Below are 17,340 nucleotides of genomic sequence, written 5' to 3' on the forward strand. Positions count from 1 at the left end.
GTTCAGCGCGGACCGGGCCGGCTCCGGCACGCCGAACGCACGCTCGGCCGTCGTCGTCACCCATACCGGGAGCTGCTCCACCGCCAGCGGAGGCGAGGCGGGGTAGTCCGGGGTCACCGACCCCTTCGGGAAGAACGCCACCCCGCACCGTCGGCACAGCCAGGCCGCCAGCCAAACCCGGTGGCGCCGCTCCCAGAGCGCGTGCAGCGCCTTGGCACCCTCCTCGGCCGCCCGGACCCGCCGCCGCTTCGTCGCCAGCTGCACGACCAAGCCGATCAGCGCCAGGGGCGCGGAGAAGACCAGCGGGCCCATGACGAAGCCCAAGCGGTAGGCAGGATCGGCGTCCTTCACGTCCGGGAGGCTGTGGGCCACGTTGATCAGCCCGAAGACGGTGATCACGCACGCCAGCACGTAGAGCGCGGTGGCCGGCGTACTGCGCCCGACCGCCGGCGGCGCCGGCGCCGGTGGCGGCAGGAGCGGGCCGTGCTCCGGCGCCCCGAGCGGGTGGCCGGTATCGGTCAAGGCGTGCGGCACGCTCACCGTCCGGTCGGACTCGGTGCATCGGGGGCATTCAGCGTTCATCGGCCGGTACTGCTCCCGGTTCTGAGACTGCACTCGAAGGTTGTGCGTGGACGGTGTGACAGCGCATTGGAGCACAGGTGTCCGACCGGCCGTCAGCTGATTTCGGCACGCGGACCCGGCCGGGGCGCCGGCCCCCACCCTGCTCCGCCCTCCGCGGCAGAACGAGCTGGTCCGAGGCGGCCGGACCGCGCTCGTGGTGCAGTCCCTGGCGGCCAAGCGCAGTGCCTGCTCCGTCTGAGGCCTCCGGCCTGCGTCCCGGTCATCGTCTTCCCAGGGGTGCCCATCACTGCCTGTGCGGGGTGGAAGGCTTGGTGTCCGCGCCGGCCCGAGGCAAGCAGGCCTTACGCGCACAGCACCCCGCGACGAGGGCCGCAACAGCCTCGCAGCTGACGGTGCGGCAGACACCCCCCCAGGGGCCGGCACAGCAGGACGCCTGAGGACCGCCACCACGAACCGGCCCACCGGTAGCAGCCATCGAGGGCACACCCCCGGCCCCCTCGACGAGGCCCGACGGTGCGGCGGCGGTCAGGCGCCGGTCCGGGCGAGGAGGACCGCCGGGCGGGACGAGGGAGCACCGCGCCGTCCCCGGCCAGGAACCCGGGCCAGACGGCGACGGGTGACGGCGAGGGCGATCACCGGTGTCGCAAGTGCCTCGCGCAGGTGCTCCCGCCGCTGAACGTCCGCCGGCTTCTCCTGACCGCCCTTCGGCGCCGACGGCCTGGAAACCGGTGGCGGCAACCCTCCAGAGTCTGGTTACCCGGCGTCAGATCCGGAGCTGCCGCTGCTCCTCGATCAGCCTCGCGGCCCCTGGCTGCGTGTCCAGGCCCGCACGATAGCGGCAGCATTCGTGGCCGGCGGTGCCGTCCTGCCCCGTCCCGGCCTCCAATCTGCGGGGGGGGGAGGCCGGGACGGGCTGCCTGACCTGGTAGTTTGCGCCACCATGCGCACTGTTAAATGGCCTGTGAAGGCCGTCGTTTTTTTCGGGTCCTTCGCCCTGCTCCGCTTCGCGATCGCCAACATGGGCGGTTCCGGGCCCGCCGAGGGCCCCGGGGCGTTCGTCTCCCCGCCGGCTTCGGCTGTCGGCGCCGCCCTGTCGGCGTCACTGGCTGCCGAGGCCGGTGCGGGGTGGGCGTCCGTCCAGGCAGGGGTGGTCGCCCGGCTGGACATCGAGCGACGCGGCGGGCAGCCGTCCGCGGAGGCATGCGCCAAGGAGTGGAGCGCACTGTCCCAGGGCAAGCGGGACGCACTCGACGAGGCAGCCTTCGGCACCGGCTGCGACCTCACCCCCACTCCCCTGCCCTGACCGGGCCACACACCAGCGCCGGGGTGCCGGGCGGGGGCACTGCCCACGGGCGAAGACCGGCGGCTCGACCGCATACCAGCTGGGCTGCTCAGCCTGGCGGCCCCGCCGAGGCAGTCGGACCCGCGCATGACGGGCGGTGGCTCCACAAGGGTCCGGCCGGTCACCGCGCGCCCCCGGCCGGACCGTGAGCGCTACATCATGTCACTCGGGGTGAGCCCTGGTAGCAGCCAGCTCTGGAACGGGGCCAGTACGGCGAGCACCAGGAACGCCACTCCGGCGACCCGGGCCAGCAGCGGTCCGCGCAGCCACAGCTTCTCCAGGAAGATCACCACCGCGATCGCCGCCATCGCCGCCACGTTCATCACTCCGAGCGGCACCAGCACCACCATCAGCGCCCAGCAGCAGCCCAGGCAGTACCCGCCGTGGTGCAGCCCGACCCGCAGGTCACGCAGTGGCGGCCGGTAGCCCGCGTAGTGCATCAGCTGCGCCATCGGGCTGCGGCAGTGCCGCAGGCACACGTACTTCAGCGGCCCCAGCTGGTACAGCCCGGCCAGGGCGAACGCCGCTGCGCCGATCCACTTCCCGGCGTCCGGATCGCGCTCGACCAGGTGGCCGGTGAGCGCCAGGCCGCCGTACGCGAGCAGTCCGAAGGCGGCCCACACCAGCAGGTAGCCGCCGAGGAACTCCGTCGTGCGTACCGCCCGCTCGGCGCCGCCCGACTGCCGGCCGATGGAGCGGGCCCAGGTCACCGCCACCGGAGCCACCGAGGGCAGCATCATCGCGGCCATCATCGCCAGCCACAGCACCAGGAACAGCGGCAGCGCCATCCCCATCGTGCCGGGCTCGATCCCCATGCCCCGGGCCTGCCCGACCGTGAAAAGCCAGGCCAGGGCCGCGATCACCATGATCAGGCCCCAGGCGAGGGCCAGATCCCTGGCAGGCATCAGCACCCCGGTGCGCAGCGGCTGCTTCTCCACGGTGACGGTACGCATGCTGCTCTCCTGCCTGGTCCTTCCAGGACAGCACACGTGCGGCGACGGCAAAACCCGGCGGCGGTGCCCGGTGGTGCACGCCTGCCTCTTGCACGATCCTCGCCTCGGCCGAGCCTCGGCCACGGGCGGCGGGCCGCACAGGGGTGCCGCGTGCCGCCGAATTGGCGCACCATGGAGATGAGGCCGCTCCGCCGACGTGGCCTGCGGGCCTTCGTGCGGACAGCCCCGTCACTCCTGGAACCATGCGACTGGAACCATGCGACAGCGGGGGGTGAGGAGGTCGGAGAGATGACCGAGGCAACCACCAGCCCGGCCTGGCACCTGGTCGGCGACTGGTTCGACACCTGCAAGTGCGCCATACCCTGCCCCTGCACCTTCGCCCAGCCCCCGACCGAGGGCGACTGCGAGGGCGTGCTCGTCTGGCACATCCGCGAGGGGCGGTACGGGGACGTCCCGCTCGACGGGTTGAACTTCGTGATGCTCGGGTCCTTCACGGGCAACATCTGGGCGGGTGCCGCCACGGACTCGCGTGCCGCCTTCTTCATCGACGAGCGCGCCGACGAGCGGCAGCGCACCGCCCTCGGCACGATCTTCAGCGGCCAGGTGGGCGGGTGGCCGAAGCAGTTCGGTGAGCTCACCACCACCGAGGTGCTCGGCATGGATGCCGCCCCCATCACCGTTGAGATCGGTGACGACCTCGGGGCTTGGAGCGTCGAGATCCCCGGCCGGGTCACCGCCCGCGCCGAAGCCCTCACCGGCCCCACTGCCCCCGCGGGAGGACGTGTGCAGCTCCACAACGCCCCCGGCGCCGAGGTAGGACCGGGCCAGATCGCCACCTGGGGCCGCGCCACCACCGATCACGCCGACGCCTTCGGCTTCAGCTGGAACCGCAGCGGCAAATCCAGCAAGCACTTCCCGTTCGACTGGAGCGGGCCGGACTGACGCCGGCGGTGACGGGCATCGGCGACAACGCGCACCTGGACGGCGGCAGGAGCGCATGCCCGGCATCGCCGCCGCCCCCACGGCCTCACAGTCCTCCCGTAACCCGGCCCGGGCGCACTGACGTCACCGGTCGAGTGACCTTCGGTCGGACCTCTCGTTGGGCTGCCTGTGACCCTTGCCTGCCTCTGCCCCGCACCGGACCATGACCGACTGCCCTGCCCCGACGGGCCCGACGCGATCGACGTGCCCGAAGTGCCCGCCCGGGCCGGCAACGGTCAGGACGGCCTGGAACGCGTGATCGCACTGCCTGCCGCCGCCACGATGGGAACGACGCAGCACCTCGACGGGGCGCAGTGGATCTCCCGGCTGGGCGAGGGCAGGGTGTTCATGATGGGCGACAACCCGGCGCTACCGCCGATGCCGGCCAGGCCGACGCTGGCGGACTTCTTCAGGTTACGGCTGGCGCAGGATCCTTTCACCGCCCTGCATCTGATCCACAGTGCCCGCCGGGCCCGCGAGCTCGGCCTCGGCGACGAGGTGGTGGTGGCCTGCCTGCTGCACGACATCGCGGTCGGCGGCCTGCTGCGCAGTCACCATGGTCACTGGGGTGCCCAACTGGTGGCCCCGTACGTCAGCGAGAGCGTGGCGTGGGCGATCCGGCAGCACGAGATCCTGCGGTTCTTCCCGGACCAGTCGGTGGGCTACGACTACCCGCAGGCGTACGGGACGTTCTTCGGGCCCGACTACCGGCCGCCGGAGCACATCCATCGCGCGTACCGCGAGGCGCGCGCCCACCGCTGGTACATGACCGCCCGGCTGATCACCATCAACGACGTCTACACGTTCGCCTTCGATCCGGACGAGGCGATCGACATCAGCGAGTTCGAGGACGAACTCGGCCGCTGCTTCCGCCAGCCCCGCGAGGGGCTCGGCTTCGACGGCTCACCGGTCGCGCACATGTGGCGGACCATGATCTGGCCCAACAACTTCCTGTAGCGAGCCGCTCCGGCGTCGGCATCCGGCGCCGGCAACCGAGCCGGGCCGTGCGGCCGGTTCGCACCGCCTCCTGAAGGGACGGCCGGGGCCGCGGCTCGGGCGTCAGCGTGTCGCGGTGGCGCGGGATGCCGGCTGGTCGGTGTCGCCGTGCCAGGTGGGCCAGCCGAGCAGGCGGGGGCGTTCGGTGACCCAGGCCCGGGTGTCGCTGCCGATCTCGGCGTCGATGAGCTGTTCCAGCCGCGTGCTGCAGCGGGCGACGAGGTCGTCGTTGGCGGGGTCGGCGGCCAGGTTCCGCGTTTCGGCGGGGTCGACCACGCGGTCGTAGAGGACGACGTCGTTGTCGGAACGGAGTTCGGCGAGAGTGGCGGGCCGGTTCGGTCGGAGGGGCGCGAAGTAGCGTCCGAAGGTGTAGCGGTGGTCGGTGTATGCGCGCAGGAAGCCGCGCTTGGACCAGTCGGGGCGCAGCTCGCCGGCGGCGATGCGCTTGGGGGCGTCGGGGTCGGCGAACTCGAACCAGAACGCGGCGTCCAGCATCATGATCGACTCGATCGCGTGCAGGACGCCGTCGCGTACCGACCCGCCGTGCAGCGCGGGCGCCAGGGAACGGCCCTTGAGGAGGGGGTGGCGGGTCGTGACCTCGGCCTGGTCGAGTCCCGCGAAGGCCAGCAGGGTGGGCGCGAGGTCGACGGCGGAGGCGAGGGCGTCCGTGTGCGTGCCGCCGGGGATGTCGGGGTGGGCGATGACGAGCGGGACGTGGAGGTTCTCGTCGTAGACGAGGCTGCCCTTCTGGCGCAGGCCGTGGGAACCGGCCATCTCCCCGTGGTCGGCGGTGAGGACCACGACGGTGTTGTCGGCCTGTCCGGAGGCCTCCAGCGCGTCCAGGACGTGTTCGATGCTGCGGTCGACGTCGCGCAGGGCGTTGAGGTAGAAGTTCAGGCCGTCGTACCAGTGCTGGTCGGAGGCGACGGGACCGAAGACGGTGTCGAGCATCCGCTTGTACTCGGTGATCGCGGGAGCGGCACCGGACAGGTCGTCGTGCAGGCTGGCGGGCAGGTCGAAGTCCCACCTGCGCCGGTAGAGCGGGATGTCGGCGGCGGGCTTCATCCGCACGGCGTGGGCGAGCAGGGGCGGGAGCTGGACCTGGGGCCGGCTGCCGTAGTCGAAGCTCATGATGTCGTGCGGGTTGACGAAGTTGACCGCCATGAACCAGGGCTGGTCGTCGGCGACCACCGGCGCCCGGTCGCGCAGCCAGCGCACGGCCTGGCCGGCGATGACCGGGTCGAGCTTGAGACCGGCCCAGGCGCCGCCGTCGATGTCGCCCCAGTCGTTGAACTCGCTGAACCCGTACGGCTCCAGGGCGTCGGTGGTGGGGGCCGGGTTCTGCGGGGAGACGTAGGCGTTGGAAAGGTGCCACTTGCCCTGGTAGGTGCAGTAGTAGCCGGCGGTGCGCAGCATCGTGCCCAGGGTGCCCAGGGTCGGGTCGAGCGGGCGGATGTAGGGCATGTTGTCGTTGTCGTAGATCTCGGTCAACGGCAGGTGCTGCCCGGTGTAGATGACCGAGCGCGCGGAGCTGCACTGAGCGGAGGCCGTGTAGTAGCGGTCGAAGGTGGTGCCGCGGGCGGCGATCCGCTCCCGGGCCGGCAGCGAGTACCCCTGCGGACGGGGAAGGACGGCGCGTTCCTCATCGGTGACGATCAGCAGGATGTTGGGACGACGCGTCATGGCTACCTGTCCTCAGCTTGGTCCGCTCGCGCGAGTGGGCGACCTGCCTCGATATGCGCCTTTCGACTCTAGGTGCGGGGTCGATGCGGTGCTGTTCCGGACGCGGCCGACGGGGACCGTCCGGGTGAGGGTGAGAGTGAGGGTGAGCAGCCGTCGGTCTGCGCCTGTCGCCGCCGCAACCTGGCTAGCCGAGGAGGGTCAGGTGCCGTTGGACGGCAGCGGTGACCCTGGGCCCGTCGTCCGTGGCGAGCAGGTCGAGCAGGGACCCGCGCAGGACGGCCAGCGTCAGGGTGCGGCGGGTGGCGCCGTCCGCGCTGTCGCGTTCCGGCTGCGGCTGGCAGTGGGCCAGGAGGTCGAGCCAGTCGTGCACGGTGGTGCGGGCGAACCCGGCCCAGGGGCCCTCGGGTTCGACGAGGGAGCGGGCGTAGGCCTCGGCCCACAGGCGGAGCAGGGGGCGGTGTTCGTCGGCGGCCAGCCAGGTCCACACCTGGCCGGCTGCCGCAGCCAGGCCGGCGGGGTGCTCGCTCTGCCGGAACCGCGCCAGGAGTGCCAGCTCGTCGGTGCGGGCCCGCTCCAGCAGTGCCCGCAGGAGTCCGTCCTTGTTGCCGAAGAGGAACATCAGCACCCGGGTGCTGGAGCCGACGGCGTCGGCCAGCGGGCGCAGCGACAGGTCGGTCAGGCCGTGGGCGAGCGCGTACCGGTAGGCGGCTTCGAGCAGCTCGGTCTGCCGTGCGGACGGGTTTGCGGTCTTCGGGGACATGGACCTAGCCTAAAGCTACCGACACACTCGTGTCAGTAGCTCATGGTCATCGAACGTCGCGGAGAGTGTGTACATGTCGAGCGGAGCCAGTCTGCGCCAGGTCGAGATCCGCCGTGCCGACCGTCCTGGCGACCTGGGCTGGGTGGTGATGGCCCACGGCGAGCTGTACGACCGGCAGTTCGGCTGGAACACCGACTTCGAGGCCCTGGTAGCCAAGATCGTCGCCAACTTCGCGACCGATCGGGACCCGGCCGGGGAGGCCGCCTGGATCGCCGAGGTCGACGGCGAACGCGCCGGCTGCGTGCTGCTGGTCGCCGGAGACCGGCCGGAGGACGCCAAGCTGCGCGTCCTCCTCGTCACTCCGGCCGCCCGGGGCCTCGGGCTCGGCACCCGTCTCGTCGAGGAGGCCCTCGGATTCGCCCGCGTGGCCGGCTACCGGCGCGTGACCCTGTGGACCAACGACAACCTGGTCTCCGCCCGCAGGATCTACGAGCACTTCGGTTTCGTCCTCACCGAGGAGGAGCCCCATCACAGTTTCGGCCACGACCTCGTCGGCCAGACCTGGGCCCTCGGCCTCGACGGCGGCCCGACGGAGGAATGAACGCGGCGCTCCGCGCCCGACGACGTCCCTCCGCGCCGGACGACGTGCCTCCGCACCGGACGCGCCCGCCGGGTCTGCTCATCCGAGGGCGGCCGCTGCTCTCCGCGCCCGAAACCTAGCCGGGGCCGGCATGGTGCCGGCGCACCGGCGGCGACGCCAGACGGGCAACCGCCCGGCGAGCGGCCTCCCGGTGGTCCGGCCGGGGCGCCGGCACGCGAGGGCCGGCCAGGTCGCGGTGGGTGAGCGAACTGGCTCCGACTGTGGTCCAGTCGCCGCGGTGCAGCACGGCGACGTGCCCCTCCACGTGGGCCTTGCTGTCCTTGTAGTCGTCGGGCGGTGCCATCAGCACACGGAGTTCGTGGTGGTTCAGCCACTCCAGTCCGATGACATGGCGGCCGAGGTGGTGCGCGATGAGTGACAGGACAGTGCCGGTGTCCAGGTCGACGAGCAGGAGCTCCCCCTCGAAGTGGTAGCCGCCGTCGTACTCCCCGGATCCGACGGCGAGCAGCGGGAGCGTCGGATGGAAGGCCATCGCGTTCACGGGGTGTCGCGAACTCAGGAGCCGGCGGCGGCGGGGGCGGTCGGTGATGTGGAAGACACCGACCGTCCGGGCCTCGCCGTCCTCGTGCGCGCCGGCCACTGCGGCCAGGCCCCGCTGCTTGGCGGCGACGAACAGGACGGGGTCGCCGATCCCGTCGAAGGGATCGTCGGAACCGTCACGGCCGACGGGAATCGGGATCATGCAGAGGATCCTCGCAAGGGACCCGGACAGGGTTGTCAGTGGGTGCTCGGTCCGTGGACCGGGTTCAGACCCAGCCGAGAAGGTCCTTGAACAGGCGCCAGGCCTTCTGGCCGGGCGAGGCGGCGGCACGCCAGCGCTTCTCGGCGTCGATGCCGGCGCGGGATACGGCGAGCTGGCCGGGGGTGGTGGTGCGTACGGCGTCGAGCCGACGGTTGGCCACCGACCAGCCCACCCGGACCAGGCCTGTGCCCAGCTGGGCAGCGGCGTCCTCCTGGGTCGTCCACGCGCTTTCGGCCGGCAGAGCACGGTAGGCGAAGGGTATCTGCGGGAGGCGGTCGGCCCAGCTCTTCAACGAGAAACAGCCTTTCGAGGCGGCGCGAACGGGGAGACGGCGGTGCTTCGGCCCGGTGACGTGCTGAGGTCAGCCGACGGAGTGCTACGGGATCAGGCTGTCCGGTCCAGCAGGGGAACCCCCGGTGGCGCATCCCCCTTGCGAGCTACCGAAGCTGTCCCTGTGCGGGTGATCCGTGGGCGCCGGCGAATTCATAGCGTGGTCGTCAGGTCGGCGCGGGTCCGACCACGACACGGGAGAGCACCATGGATACGACGTCCGCCACACCGCACGACACCGACACCGTCCTGGACGAGGAGCGCGGCGGAGACGAGGACCGCGGTGGCCGGGGCGGCCGGTTCGGGCGGTTCGCGCGCCATCCGCTCGGCTGGATGCTGACGGGGATGGTGGCCGTCGGCCTGGTTTCGGGCCTGACGGCGACCGGGCCCGGTCCGGTGCCGGTGCTGGGTGCGGCCGCGGCGGTGGCCGTGTACCGGTTGGTCATGCACCGTGCGGCCCGGCGCTCCACGCCGGAGACCGGCCGGCCCGGGGCCGGGCGGGCGGCGCTTCTCGGCGGCGGAACAGGCCTGGCCTTCGTCCTCGTCTCCACCCTCCTGATCACGGCGTTCGGGAGCTACTCGTTCTCCTGGGCGGGCGGCGACGTGCTGCCGATCGTCCGGACCGCGGTCATGGTGCAGATCGGCGCCGCGGTCACCGAGGAACTGCTCTTCCGCGCCCTTGCCCTGCAGGCCCTGGAACAGCTGTGGGGCAGCCGGGCCGCCCTCGTGATCACCTCGCTGTTCTTCGGTGTCGCCCACCTGGGCGCCCCGGGTGCGAACCCGTGGAGCGGGGTGGCGATCGCCCTGGAGGCGGGGGTCCTGCTCGGGGCCGCGTTCCTGTGGCGGCGTAACATCTGGTTCGTCGCCGGTCTGCACTTCACCTGGAACACCGCGGAACAACTGCTCGGCATCCCGGTCTCCGGACACGCCCCCGAGGGCCTGTTCACCGTCCAGACCCACGGTTCCGCCCTCCTGACCGGCGGCAGCTTCGGCCTGGAGGCGTCGGTGGTGCCCGTCCTCATGGCCTTGGCGCTCGCCGTGCCGATGCTCGTCCTCGCCCACCGCAACGGTGGGATGAAGGGCCGCCGACGCGCGGGCCGCTGAGACAGACCCACTGGACAAGACAGAAGTGAGGGAACAGAAGTGATGTCCCGTCCGGCACCCTGGAGCCTGCCGTTGCTCCGGGCGCCGCTCGGCCGGTGGCGGGAGCGCGATGTCCTCCTCAAGGACGGCGTCGTCGCCCTGGTACTGACCCTGGCGGCCTTCGTACCGACCCTGTCCGGCCTCGGTGCGCAGATCGGCGATCTGCCCGAGCGGCCGGCGAGCGCGCTGAGTGCCGTTCTGGTCCTGGCCCACACCCTGCCGCTGACGGTTCGCCGCAGGTGGCCGGCGGCCTGCCTGGCCGTCGTCGCGGGCGCGTTCGCCGTGTACCAGGCGATGGGCCTCGCGCCGACGTTCGTGAGTGTGGGGCTGTACGTGGCCCTGTACTCCGCCGGGGCCCATCAGGTCCGCTACCGCCGCGGCCTGGCCACCGCGGCGGGAGCGGGTTACGCCGTGCTGGCCGTCGCCCTGGACCGCCTGGGTTCGCCGCAGTCCGTACCGGACTACCTCGCGTTCTTCCTGGTCCTGGCGGCGGTCTGGCTGCTGGGGAGCGCGGTGCGCAGGCGGCGGACGGAGGAGGCCGAGCGGCGGCGGCTGGTCGCCGAGGCGGCCACCGCCGCCGAGCGGGCGCGGATCGCCCGCGAACTGCACGACGTGGTCACCCACCACGTGACCGCCATGGTGATCCAGGCCGACGCGGCGCAGTTCCTGCTCACGTCCGTGCCCGAACGCGCCGCAGCGGGGCTGACGGCCGTCAGCGACACCGGACGCCAGGCACTGACCGAACTGCGCCACCTGCTGGGCGTCCTGGAGGCCACCGGCGAGTCGGCGGCCGCAGACCCGGCGCGCGCGGACCGGTCACCCACCCTGGGACGGGTGGGTGACCTGGTCGAGCGGGCCCGCAGGTCGGGCCAGCCGGTCGAGTTCAGCGAGCAGGGCGAGCGACGGCCGCAGAGCGTGGACGTGGAGCTGGCCGCGTACCGGGTGGTGCAGGAGGCGCTCACCAACGCCCTGAAGTACGCGGCCGGGGAGCCGACCCGGGTCCTGCTCCGGTACGGTGCCGACGCCATCGGGATCGAGGTGGCCACCGACGGACCCGTCGCCGTTCCGGCCGCGCGGAGACCGGGCCCCGCGGGTGGACGAGGACTGGCCGGGCTGCGTGTACGGGTGCGGATGCTCGATGGTGAACTGGAGGCCGGTCCCCGGCCCGAGGGCGGGTTCGAGGTCCGCGCCACGATTCCGTCCGATTCCCCTTCAGGAGCCACCCCGTGAGTGACGCACCGCCACCGATCCGCGTACTCGTCTGCGACGACCAGGTGCTGATACGGACCGGCTACGCCTCCATCTTCGCCGCGCAGCCCGACATGGAGGTTGTCGGGGAGGCCGAGAACGGCCACGAGGCGGTGCAGGCCGCGCGGCGGCTGCGCCCCGACGTGGTCGTGATGGACATTCGGATGCCCCTGCTCGACGGCATCCAGGCGACGCGGCAACTGGCGGGCCCCGAGGCCGAGGACGCGCCGAAGATCCTGGTCGTCACCACGTTCAACGTCGACGCCTACGTCTACGACGCGCTGCGCGCCGGGGCGAGCGGCTTCCTCCTCAAGGACGCGCCCGCGGCCGAACTGGTCAACGGCATCCGGACCGTGGCCCGGGGCGAGGCCCTGCTGGCACCCGCCGTCACCCGCCACCTCATCGGCCACTTCGCCCAGCACCTGCGGCCGTCCGACACCTCCCGGACGGCCGAGCAGGACGTCCTGCGCGTGCTGACCCCCCGTGAGCTCGAAGTGCTCCGGCTGATCGCCGGGGGGCTGTCGAACGCCGAGGTCGCCGCGGCGATGTTCATCACGCTGGAGACCGTCAAGACCTATGTGTCGCGGATCCTGACGAAACTCAGCCTGCGCGACCGGGTCCAGGCGGTCGTCCTCGCCTACCGGGTGGGACTGGTGCCCGGCATGTCGTGAACCGGCTCGACCGTCTCCCCCGCCGAGGCGTCGCCCTCCGCAGTCGTCCCCGTCCGCGCCGCTCGTCCGCCGCTCGCCCCTCGGACCGGTGTCACGGGCGGTTCGGTCGTGTCAGGCTTTACGGGAGGCCCTGTTGCGGACGGGGCGCAGGCCCAGCACGGTGGTGGTGAACGCGGCCAGGGTGAAGGCCGCAGTGGTCAGGAACGCCGCGTGGGTGCCGGGGACGAACGCGCCGGGCACGGCGCCAGCGCCCGCGCCTGCGGCCTCGGCCGAGACGACGACGGCGAGTCCGATCGCGCCGCCGAGCTGCTGGGTGGTCTGGAGCAGCCCGGACGCGGATCCGGCGTGCTCCGGCGCGACACCGCCGACGATCAGGGAGGCCGCGGGCATGAAGACCAGTCCGGCGCAGATGCCGTTCAGCAGCAGGGGGGCGAACACGGCCGGAAAGTAGCTGCTGGTGCTGTCGAGGCCGGCGAGCCAGACGAAGCTGCCGGTCAGGCCGAGGGCGCCGACGAGCAGGAGCGGACGTTGCCCGAAGCGCCCGACCAGCCGGGGGGTCACGCGGGACAGGGCGAAGATGGCCAGGGTCATCGGCAGGAACGCCAGGCCGGCGAGCAGGGCGCTGAAGGCAAGGACCTGGTGGAGGTACTGCACGAGCAGGAAGAGCGTGGAGACCTGTGCGCCGAAGACCAGCGTGACGATCACCAGGCCGGCGATCCGGCGCCGGCTGCGGAGCAGGTCCGGGCGCAGCAGGGGGTGGCTGACGCGGCGTTCGGTACGGGCCAGGACGGTGGCGAGGACCGCGGCCAGGGCTAAGGCACCGACGGTCTGCGGGGACGTCCAGCCCTGGTCCGGTGCCTCGGTCAGCGCCCAGACCACCGCGACGGCCGCCCCGGTGGCGGTGACGGCCCCGACGAAGTCGAAGCGGCCGGGGTGGCGCGGGGTCTCGATGACGAACCGTCGGGCCAGCGCGAGAACCGCGATGCCGAGGGGGACGTTGACGAACAGGGTCCAGCGCCAGGAGCCGTACTCGGTGACCAGGCCGCCCAGGACCAGGCCGAGGGTGCCACCGCCGACACTGACGGCGGAGAACAGGGCCAGGGCCCGGTGCCGGGCCGCCTCGTCGCGGGCACCGGCGGTGACCAGGGCGAGCGCACCCGGTGCCGTCAGGGCCGCGCCGATGCCCTGGGCGGCCCGCGCCGCGATGAGCATCGTCGGGGAGTGGGCGAGACCGCCCAGCAGGGACGAGAGGGCGAAGAGGGCCAGGCCGGCTTCGAAGACCTTCAGCCGGCCGAACGCGTCCCCGAGGCGTCCGCCCAGGAGGAGGAGTCCGCCGAAGGCCAGCGTGTAGGCGTTGAGCACCCACGACAGTGATGCGGGGCCGAGTCCGAGGTCGGTGCTGATCCTGGGGAGGGCGACGTTCACGATGGTGCTGTCGAGCAGCAGCATCAGCTGCGCGACGAGCACCACGGCGATGCCGATCGCGGAGCGGCGGGGATCGACGGCCCGCCCGGCCGGGCCCCGGCCGGTGCGGGGTCGGGGTACGGTCGGCGGCTTGGTGCGTGGGGTACGGGAGACAGTGGGAGGCATGGCACTGGTCCTGTTCTGGTCGGAACCCGGTGGGTGTGGGCGCTCTAGGAGGGTGTTTCGCCGGTGGCGGTCAGGACGGCGCGGCCCAGGATGTGGGCGGCCATGGTGAAGCCGAGCAGGGCCGGGGTGGCGTCGGCCGGAACGCCGATGGACTCGACGTCCAGGGCGTGCACCACGGTGAAGTAGCGGTGGGGGCCGTGGCCGGCCGGCGGGGCGGCGCCGATGTAGCGGACGGCGCGGGCGTCGTTGGGCAGTTGGAAGGCGCCCTCCGGCAGGCCGGATCCGGTGTCGTCGCCGGCGCCCTCGGGCAGGTCGGTGACGGTGGCGGGGATGTCGGCGACCGCCCAGTGCCAGAACCCGGACCCGCTGGGGGCGTCGGCGTCGTAGACGGTGACGGCGTAGCTCCTGGTGCCTTCGGGGGCACCGCTCCAGGACAGCTGCGGGGAGGCGTCCTTGCCGCCGGGGACGCCGAAGATGCCGGAGTACTGCTCGGGCGGCAGGGGGGCGCCGTCGGTGACGGTCGTGCTGGTGACGGTGAAGGACGCCGCCTCGGGGAGGCGGGCGAAGGGGTTGTTGGCGCTCATGGCGTGCTTCCTCTCAAGCGGTGCTGCGGAGTGCCGGCGATGGGGTCGGCGTAGACCCGAGCCCGGGCTCGGGCTCAGGCCCAGGCCCGGTGCGCAAAATCGACAGTACCACTAAGAATCGATTATTCAGGGGTTCGTCTATGATGGGCTCATGACTGGGACGATCCACAACGCCACCTCGCCGGGGAAGCAGATGCTCTCCGAGCAGGTCTACGCACACCTGCGGGACGCGATCATGCGCGGCCAGTACGGCCCCGGCGCCGCCCTGAAGCCGCAGGACCTCGCCCGGGAGCAGGGCGTCAGCCTGGCGGTGGTGCGCGAGGCACTGGTACGGGTGGTCGGTGAGGGCCTGGCCGACCGGCTGCCCAACCGCGGCTTCGCCGTCCCCGCCTTCTCCGACCAGCGCTGGCAGGACATCACCCAGGCCCGCCGCACCGTCGAACCGGTCGTCCTGCGCCTGTCCATCGAACACGGCGACCTCGACTGGGAGAGCCGCGTACGAGCCGCCCACCACCGCCTGGCCCGCACCCCGGAGCATGTGCCGGAGGAGGGCGAGTCCTACAGCAGCGCCTGGGCCGAGGCGCACCGGGTCTTCCACCGCACCCTGCTGGAGGGCTGCGGCAACCCCGTACTGCTGGAGACCTTCGACCGGCTGTGGACCGCCAGCGAACTCGCCCGCCGGTGGGCCGCCCAACGCGCCCCCCGTCGCGACGCCCTGGTCGAGCACGCCCGACTGGAGGAAGCGACCCTGGCCCGCGACGCCGACGCCGCCGCCGAACTCCTCACCCGGCACCTGACCATGACCGGCGCCGCGCTCGCCACCACCGCACACGAATGCGGCGGGGACGGCGGCTGACGACGCCAGTGCGGGAGGGCTCGGGCACGGGGAGGACCGGGACCCTCGGTCCGTGCGACACCGCTCACGATTCGTCGGCGGGCAGGCAGGCGGGCAGGCGGGCAGGCACGCATCGACGGCCGAGTTCGTCACCCTCCCGCAGGCCGGCCGCCGGAAGGCCCCTGCTCAGGCGAGCGCCGACGGCTGCCGCGCGTCCACCTCGATCTCGATCTTCATGCGGGGGTCGGCGAGGCCGCACACCATCATCGTGGCGGCCGGCCGGACCTCGCCGAAGCACCGGCGCAGGACCGGCCAGCAGGGCTCGAAGTCCGCACGGTCGGGCAGCAGGTACCGCACTCGCACGACATCGGCGAAGGTGCACCCCGCCTCGCTCAGCGCGGCCCCGATGTTGCGCAGGCACTGCTCCGCCTGCTCCACCACGTCCTCGGCGATCGTCATGGCGGTGTAGTCGAAGCCGGTCGTTCCGGACACGTGCACCCAGCCGCCGTCGACCACGGCACGGGCATAGCCGATCTGCTCCTCGAAGGTCGAACCACTGAGGACCGCACGTCGCTCTGTCACCCGCCGAACGCTAGGTGACCAGGGAACATACGTCCAATACAGTCAGGAACATGGCCTGATATCTCTATGCGTATGGATCGCCCCGAACTCCCCCTGCCGCAGATGCACGCCTTCGTCGTGCTCGCCGAGGAACTCCACTTCGGCCGCGCGGCCGCACGCCTGGGCATCGCGCAGCCACCGCTGAGCCAGCAGATCCGCCGCCTGGAGGACAAGGTGGGCCACGCGCTGTTCAGCCGCGCCCCGGGGCACGTCACCCTCACTCCGGCCGGCCGGGAACTCCTGCCTGCGGCCCGGCGGGCCCTGACCGGCCTCGCGGACGGCCTGGCCGCCGCCCGGGCCGTCGGCAGCGGCCACGCCGGACGGCTGCGGATCGGCTTCGCCGCCTCCCTCGCCCTGACCGTCCTGCCCGGCCTCCTGCGCACCTTCCGGGAGCAGTTCCCCGGTGCGCAGCTGGACATCCACGAGATGACCACCGCGCCGCAGATCACCGCCCTGCACGACCGGAGCATCGACATCGGCCTGCTCCGCGAACCTCCCGCCGACGAGACACGGCTCGGATTCAGGACCGTACTCACCGAACCCTTCGTGGCGGTCCTGCCGTCCCGGCACCCCCTCGCAGCGCGACGAACCGTTCAGCTGGCGCAGTTGGCCCACTCGCCGTTCGTCCTGCTGCCCCGCGCGGTCGGACCCCGGCTGTACGACCAGATCACCGGGCTCTGCGAGGCGGCGGGCTTCACGCCCCGGGTGGCACAGCACGCGGTGGAATGGCAGACCGTCTGCGCCCTGGTGGAAGCGGGGCTGGGTGTCTCCGTGGCACCGGCGAGCATCCGGCGTCTGCGGCTCAAGGGCGTCGCCTTCCGCCGGACCGATCCGGACACCGCCCGCACCCGAGTTGCTGTCGCCTGGCGCGAGGACGACCCGAATCCTCTGGTCGCGCGGCTTCTGGAGACGGTCAGCCGAGCCACCCGGATCGGCCCCGACGAGACCCGCTCCCCCGGGACGACATCGACGCCATGACCTGCGGGGGATCCGGACACCTCCACCAGCGGTGCCGCAGCACGCCCGTGACCCTTGCCCCGCGCGACCGTGCGAAATGGGGAGAAACCAGATCGTCCTGCGGCGGAACCATCTGGTTCCTGTCGTACTCTGGCGGCATGAGCACACCTCCTCCCGCCCGTGCGGTCCGCGATCTCACCGGCATGCTGGAGCACGCCGCGCACGTGATGAACACCCGTCTGTCGGCCGCCCTGGCGGAGGTGGACAGTGCGCCGCGGGCGCACTGCATCCTGCTCCACGCGATGGAGGGGGAGCAGACGCAGGCGCGGCTGGCGGAGATCGCCGGCCTGGACAAGACCACGATGGTCGTGACCGTCGACGAACTGGAGCGGGAGGGCCTGGCGGAGCGGCACCCGTCCAGTACGGACCGGCGTGCCCGGATCATCAAGGTGACCCCGGCGGGCGCCGAGAAGGTGCGGCGGGGGGCGGAGATCGTCGACCGCGTGCACGCCGAGGTGCTGGACTTCCTGCCCGAGGGCGAACGACAGGCGTTCGTCGGCGCGCTGACCCGGCTGACCGAGGGCGAGCTGGCCAGGGCGGCCGAGTCGGACAAGCCCGTGCGACGGCGCCGCACCACCCAGAAGTAGTCCCAGAATAGATC

19 protein-coding genes are annotated in these 17,340 nt (G+C 72.3%); 10 read left to right on the forward strand and 9 right to left on the reverse strand.

Annotated elements, in window-relative coordinates:
• Nucleotides 1–522, reverse strand: a 522-nt coding sequence (locus ACFUK0_RS09415) for a hypothetical protein (RefSeq protein WP_380247887.1), incomplete at its 3' end; no start/stop codon positions are given.
• A gap of 1,000 nt (nucleotides 523–1,522) precedes the next feature.
• On the opposite strand from ACFUK0_RS09415, the gene ACFUK0_RS09420 reads away from it, so the two are divergent.
• Nucleotides 1,523–1,885 (forward strand): hypothetical protein, encoded by a 363-nt coding sequence (locus tag ACFUK0_RS09420; protein WP_380247889.1) that lies wholly within the window; start codon nucleotides 1,523–1,525, stop codon nucleotides 1,883–1,885.
• Between the two features lie 191 nt (nucleotides 1,886–2,076).
• Here ACFUK0_RS09420 and ACFUK0_RS09425 read toward each other — a convergent pair whose 3' ends face one another.
• Nucleotides 2,077–2,877: a DUF2182 domain-containing protein gene (locus ACFUK0_RS09425; protein WP_380247891.1), complete on the reverse strand. Its 801-nt coding sequence runs from the start codon at nucleotides 2,875–2,877 to the stop codon at nucleotides 2,077–2,079.
• A gap of 288 nt (nucleotides 2,878–3,165) precedes the next feature.
• Here ACFUK0_RS09425 and ACFUK0_RS09430 point away from each other — a divergent pair, with 288 nt between their 5' ends.
• Together ACFUK0_RS09430 and ACFUK0_RS09435 are read left to right on the forward strand one after the other, a co-directional pair.
• Entirely contained in the window at nucleotides 3,166–3,819 is a 654-nt protein-coding gene (locus tag ACFUK0_RS09430) for a DUF1326 domain-containing protein (protein ID WP_380247893.1), read from the forward strand.
• A 243-nt stretch (nucleotides 3,820–4,062) separates the two neighbouring features.
• Complete coding sequence (locus ACFUK0_RS09435; protein WP_380247894.1) at nucleotides 4,063–4,815, forward strand: hypothetical protein; 753 nt, start codon at nucleotides 4,063–4,065, stop codon at nucleotides 4,813–4,815.
• 102 nt (nucleotides 4,816–4,917) lie between these two features.
• Here the strand turns inward: ACFUK0_RS09435 and ACFUK0_RS09440 are convergent, their stop codons facing one another.
• Both ACFUK0_RS09440 and ACFUK0_RS09445 read right to left on the reverse strand, forming a co-directional pair.
• On the reverse strand, nucleotides 4,918–6,537 hold the full coding sequence (locus ACFUK0_RS09440) for a sulfatase-like hydrolase/transferase (protein ID WP_380247896.1): 1,620 nt from the start codon (nucleotides 6,535–6,537) through the stop codon (nucleotides 4,918–4,920).
• Between the two features lie 184 nt (nucleotides 6,538–6,721).
• Nucleotides 6,722–7,297: a TetR/AcrR family transcriptional regulator gene (locus ACFUK0_RS09445; protein WP_380247898.1), complete on the reverse strand. Its 576-nt coding sequence runs from the start codon at nucleotides 7,295–7,297 to the stop codon at nucleotides 6,722–6,724.
• Nucleotides 7,298–7,370: 73 nt separating this feature from the next.
• On the opposite strand from ACFUK0_RS09445, the gene ACFUK0_RS09450 reads away from it, so the two are divergent.
• The gene (locus ACFUK0_RS09450) at nucleotides 7,371–7,898 is read left to right on the forward strand and encodes a GNAT family N-acetyltransferase (RefSeq protein ID WP_380247900.1); all 528 of its coding nucleotides are present in this window, start codon (nucleotides 7,371–7,373) and stop codon (nucleotides 7,896–7,898) included.
• Nucleotides 7,899–8,013: 115 nt separating this feature from the next.
• On the opposite strand, the gene ACFUK0_RS09455 is transcribed toward ACFUK0_RS09450, so the two are convergent.
• Nucleotides 8,014–8,640, reverse strand: a complete 627-nt coding sequence (locus tag ACFUK0_RS09455) for a hypothetical protein (protein WP_380247902.1) — start codon at nucleotides 8,638–8,640, stop codon at nucleotides 8,014–8,016.
• A gap of 64 nt (nucleotides 8,641–8,704) precedes the next feature.
• On the reverse strand, nucleotides 8,705–8,992 hold the full coding sequence (locus ACFUK0_RS09460) for a hypothetical protein (protein ID WP_380247904.1): 288 nt from the start codon (nucleotides 8,990–8,992) through the stop codon (nucleotides 8,705–8,707).
• A gap of 245 nt (nucleotides 8,993–9,237) precedes the next feature.
• Between ACFUK0_RS09460 and ACFUK0_RS09465 the strand changes: the two genes are divergently transcribed.
• The 3 genes from ACFUK0_RS09465 to ACFUK0_RS09475 are packed head-to-tail and all read left to right on the forward strand — an operon-like array spanning nucleotide 9,238 to nucleotide 12,092.
• Nucleotides 9,238–10,134, forward strand: coding sequence for a CPBP family intramembrane glutamic endopeptidase (locus ACFUK0_RS09465; protein WP_380247905.1), 897 nt, complete (start codon nucleotides 9,238–9,240; stop codon nucleotides 10,132–10,134).
• Between the two features lie 42 nt (nucleotides 10,135–10,176).
• Nucleotides 10,177–11,403: a sensor histidine kinase gene (locus ACFUK0_RS09470; RefSeq protein ID WP_380247907.1), complete on the forward strand. Its 1,227-nt coding sequence runs from the start codon at nucleotides 10,177–10,179 to the stop codon at nucleotides 11,401–11,403.
• Nucleotides 11,400–12,092, forward strand: a complete 693-nt coding sequence (locus ACFUK0_RS09475; protein WP_380247909.1) for a response regulator — start codon at nucleotides 11,400–11,402, stop codon at nucleotides 12,090–12,092. The genes ACFUK0_RS09470 and ACFUK0_RS09475 overlap by 4 nt, the downstream gene beginning before the upstream one ends.
• 111 nt (nucleotides 12,093–12,203) lie before the next feature.
• Here the strand turns inward: ACFUK0_RS09475 and ACFUK0_RS09480 are convergent, their stop codons facing one another.
• Both ACFUK0_RS09480 and ACFUK0_RS09485 read right to left on the reverse strand, forming a co-directional pair.
• Nucleotides 12,204–13,682 (reverse strand): MFS transporter, encoded by a 1,479-nt coding sequence (locus ACFUK0_RS09480; protein ID WP_380247911.1) that lies wholly within the window; start codon nucleotides 13,680–13,682, stop codon nucleotides 12,204–12,206.
• A 44-nt stretch (nucleotides 13,683–13,726) separates the two neighbouring features.
• Nucleotides 13,727–14,266, reverse strand: a complete 540-nt coding sequence (locus tag ACFUK0_RS09485) for a YbhB/YbcL family Raf kinase inhibitor-like protein (protein WP_380247913.1) — start codon at nucleotides 14,264–14,266, stop codon at nucleotides 13,727–13,729.
• Between the two features lie 151 nt (nucleotides 14,267–14,417).
• Here ACFUK0_RS09485 and ACFUK0_RS09490 point away from each other — a divergent pair, with 151 nt between their 5' ends.
• Nucleotides 14,418–15,122, forward strand: coding sequence for a GntR family transcriptional regulator (locus ACFUK0_RS09490; RefSeq protein WP_380247915.1), 705 nt, complete (start codon nucleotides 14,418–14,420; stop codon nucleotides 15,120–15,122).
• A gap of 165 nt (nucleotides 15,123–15,287) precedes the next feature.
• On the opposite strand, the gene ACFUK0_RS09495 is transcribed toward ACFUK0_RS09490, so the two are convergent.
• Nucleotides 15,288–15,683: a RidA family protein gene (locus ACFUK0_RS09495; RefSeq protein WP_380247917.1), complete on the reverse strand. Its 396-nt coding sequence runs from the start codon at nucleotides 15,681–15,683 to the stop codon at nucleotides 15,288–15,290.
• Nucleotides 15,684–15,755: 72 nt separating this feature from the next.
• On the opposite strand from ACFUK0_RS09495, the gene ACFUK0_RS09500 reads away from it, so the two are divergent.
• Both ACFUK0_RS09500 and ACFUK0_RS09505 read left to right on the forward strand, forming a co-directional pair.
• Complete coding sequence (locus ACFUK0_RS09500) at nucleotides 15,756–16,700, forward strand: LysR family transcriptional regulator (RefSeq protein ID WP_380248029.1); 945 nt, start codon at nucleotides 15,756–15,758, stop codon at nucleotides 16,698–16,700.
• 137 nt (nucleotides 16,701–16,837) lie between these two features.
• Nucleotides 16,838–17,326, forward strand: coding sequence for a MarR family winged helix-turn-helix transcriptional regulator (locus tag ACFUK0_RS09505; RefSeq protein WP_380247918.1), 489 nt, complete (start codon nucleotides 16,838–16,840; stop codon nucleotides 17,324–17,326).
• Nucleotides 17,327–17,340: the final 14 nt, after the last annotated feature.

The sequence above is a fragment of the Kitasatospora sp. NPDC057223 genome, assembly GCF_042669755.1.
GTDB lineage: Bacteria > Actinomycetota > Actinomycetes > Streptomycetales > Streptomycetaceae > Kitasatospora.

Bases quoted from the DNA above. Each gene is read 5' to 3' on its own strand.
- ACFUK0_RS09505 (WP_380247918.1), top strand. From the start codon at position 16,838: ATGAGCACACCTCCTCCCGCCCGTGCGGTCCGCGATCTCACCGGCATG.
- ACFUK0_RS09440 (WP_380247896.1), bottom strand. From the start codon at position 6,537: ATGACGCGTCGTCCCAACATCCTGCTGATCGTCACCGATGAGGAACGC.
- ACFUK0_RS09455 (WP_380247902.1), bottom strand. From the start codon at position 8,640: ATGATCCCGATTCCCGTCGGCCGTGACGGTTCCGACGATCCCTTCGAC.
- ACFUK0_RS09425 (WP_380247891.1), bottom strand. From the start codon at position 2,877: ATGCGTACCGTCACCGTGGAGAAGCAGCCGCTGCGCACCGGGGTGCTG.
- ACFUK0_RS09470 (WP_380247907.1), top strand. From the start codon at position 10,177: ATGTCCCGTCCGGCACCCTGGAGCCTGCCGTTGCTCCGGGCGCCGCTC.
- ACFUK0_RS09430 (WP_380247893.1), top strand. From the start codon at position 3,166: ATGACCGAGGCAACCACCAGCCCGGCCTGGCACCTGGTCGGCGACTGG.
- ACFUK0_RS09480 (WP_380247911.1), bottom strand. From the start codon at position 13,682: ATGCCTCCCACTGTCTCCCGTACCCCACGCACCAAGCCGCCGACCGTA.
- ACFUK0_RS09420 (WP_380247889.1), top strand. From the start codon at position 1,523: ATGCGCACTGTTAAATGGCCTGTGAAGGCCGTCGTTTTTTTCGGGTCC.
- ACFUK0_RS09485 (WP_380247913.1), bottom strand. From the start codon at position 14,266: ATGAGCGCCAACAACCCCTTCGCCCGCCTCCCCGAGGCGGCGTCCTTC.
- ACFUK0_RS09465 (WP_380247905.1), top strand. From the start codon at position 9,238: ATGGATACGACGTCCGCCACACCGCACGACACCGACACCGTCCTGGAC.
- ACFUK0_RS09500 (WP_380248029.1), top strand. From the start codon at position 15,756: ATGGATCGCCCCGAACTCCCCCTGCCGCAGATGCACGCCTTCGTCGTG.
- ACFUK0_RS09490 (WP_380247915.1), top strand. From the start codon at position 14,418: ATGACTGGGACGATCCACAACGCCACCTCGCCGGGGAAGCAGATGCTC.
- ACFUK0_RS09445 (WP_380247898.1), bottom strand. From the start codon at position 7,297: ATGTCCCCGAAGACCGCAAACCCGTCCGCACGGCAGACCGAGCTGCTC.
- ACFUK0_RS09450 (WP_380247900.1), top strand. From the start codon at position 7,371: ATGTCGAGCGGAGCCAGTCTGCGCCAGGTCGAGATCCGCCGTGCCGAC.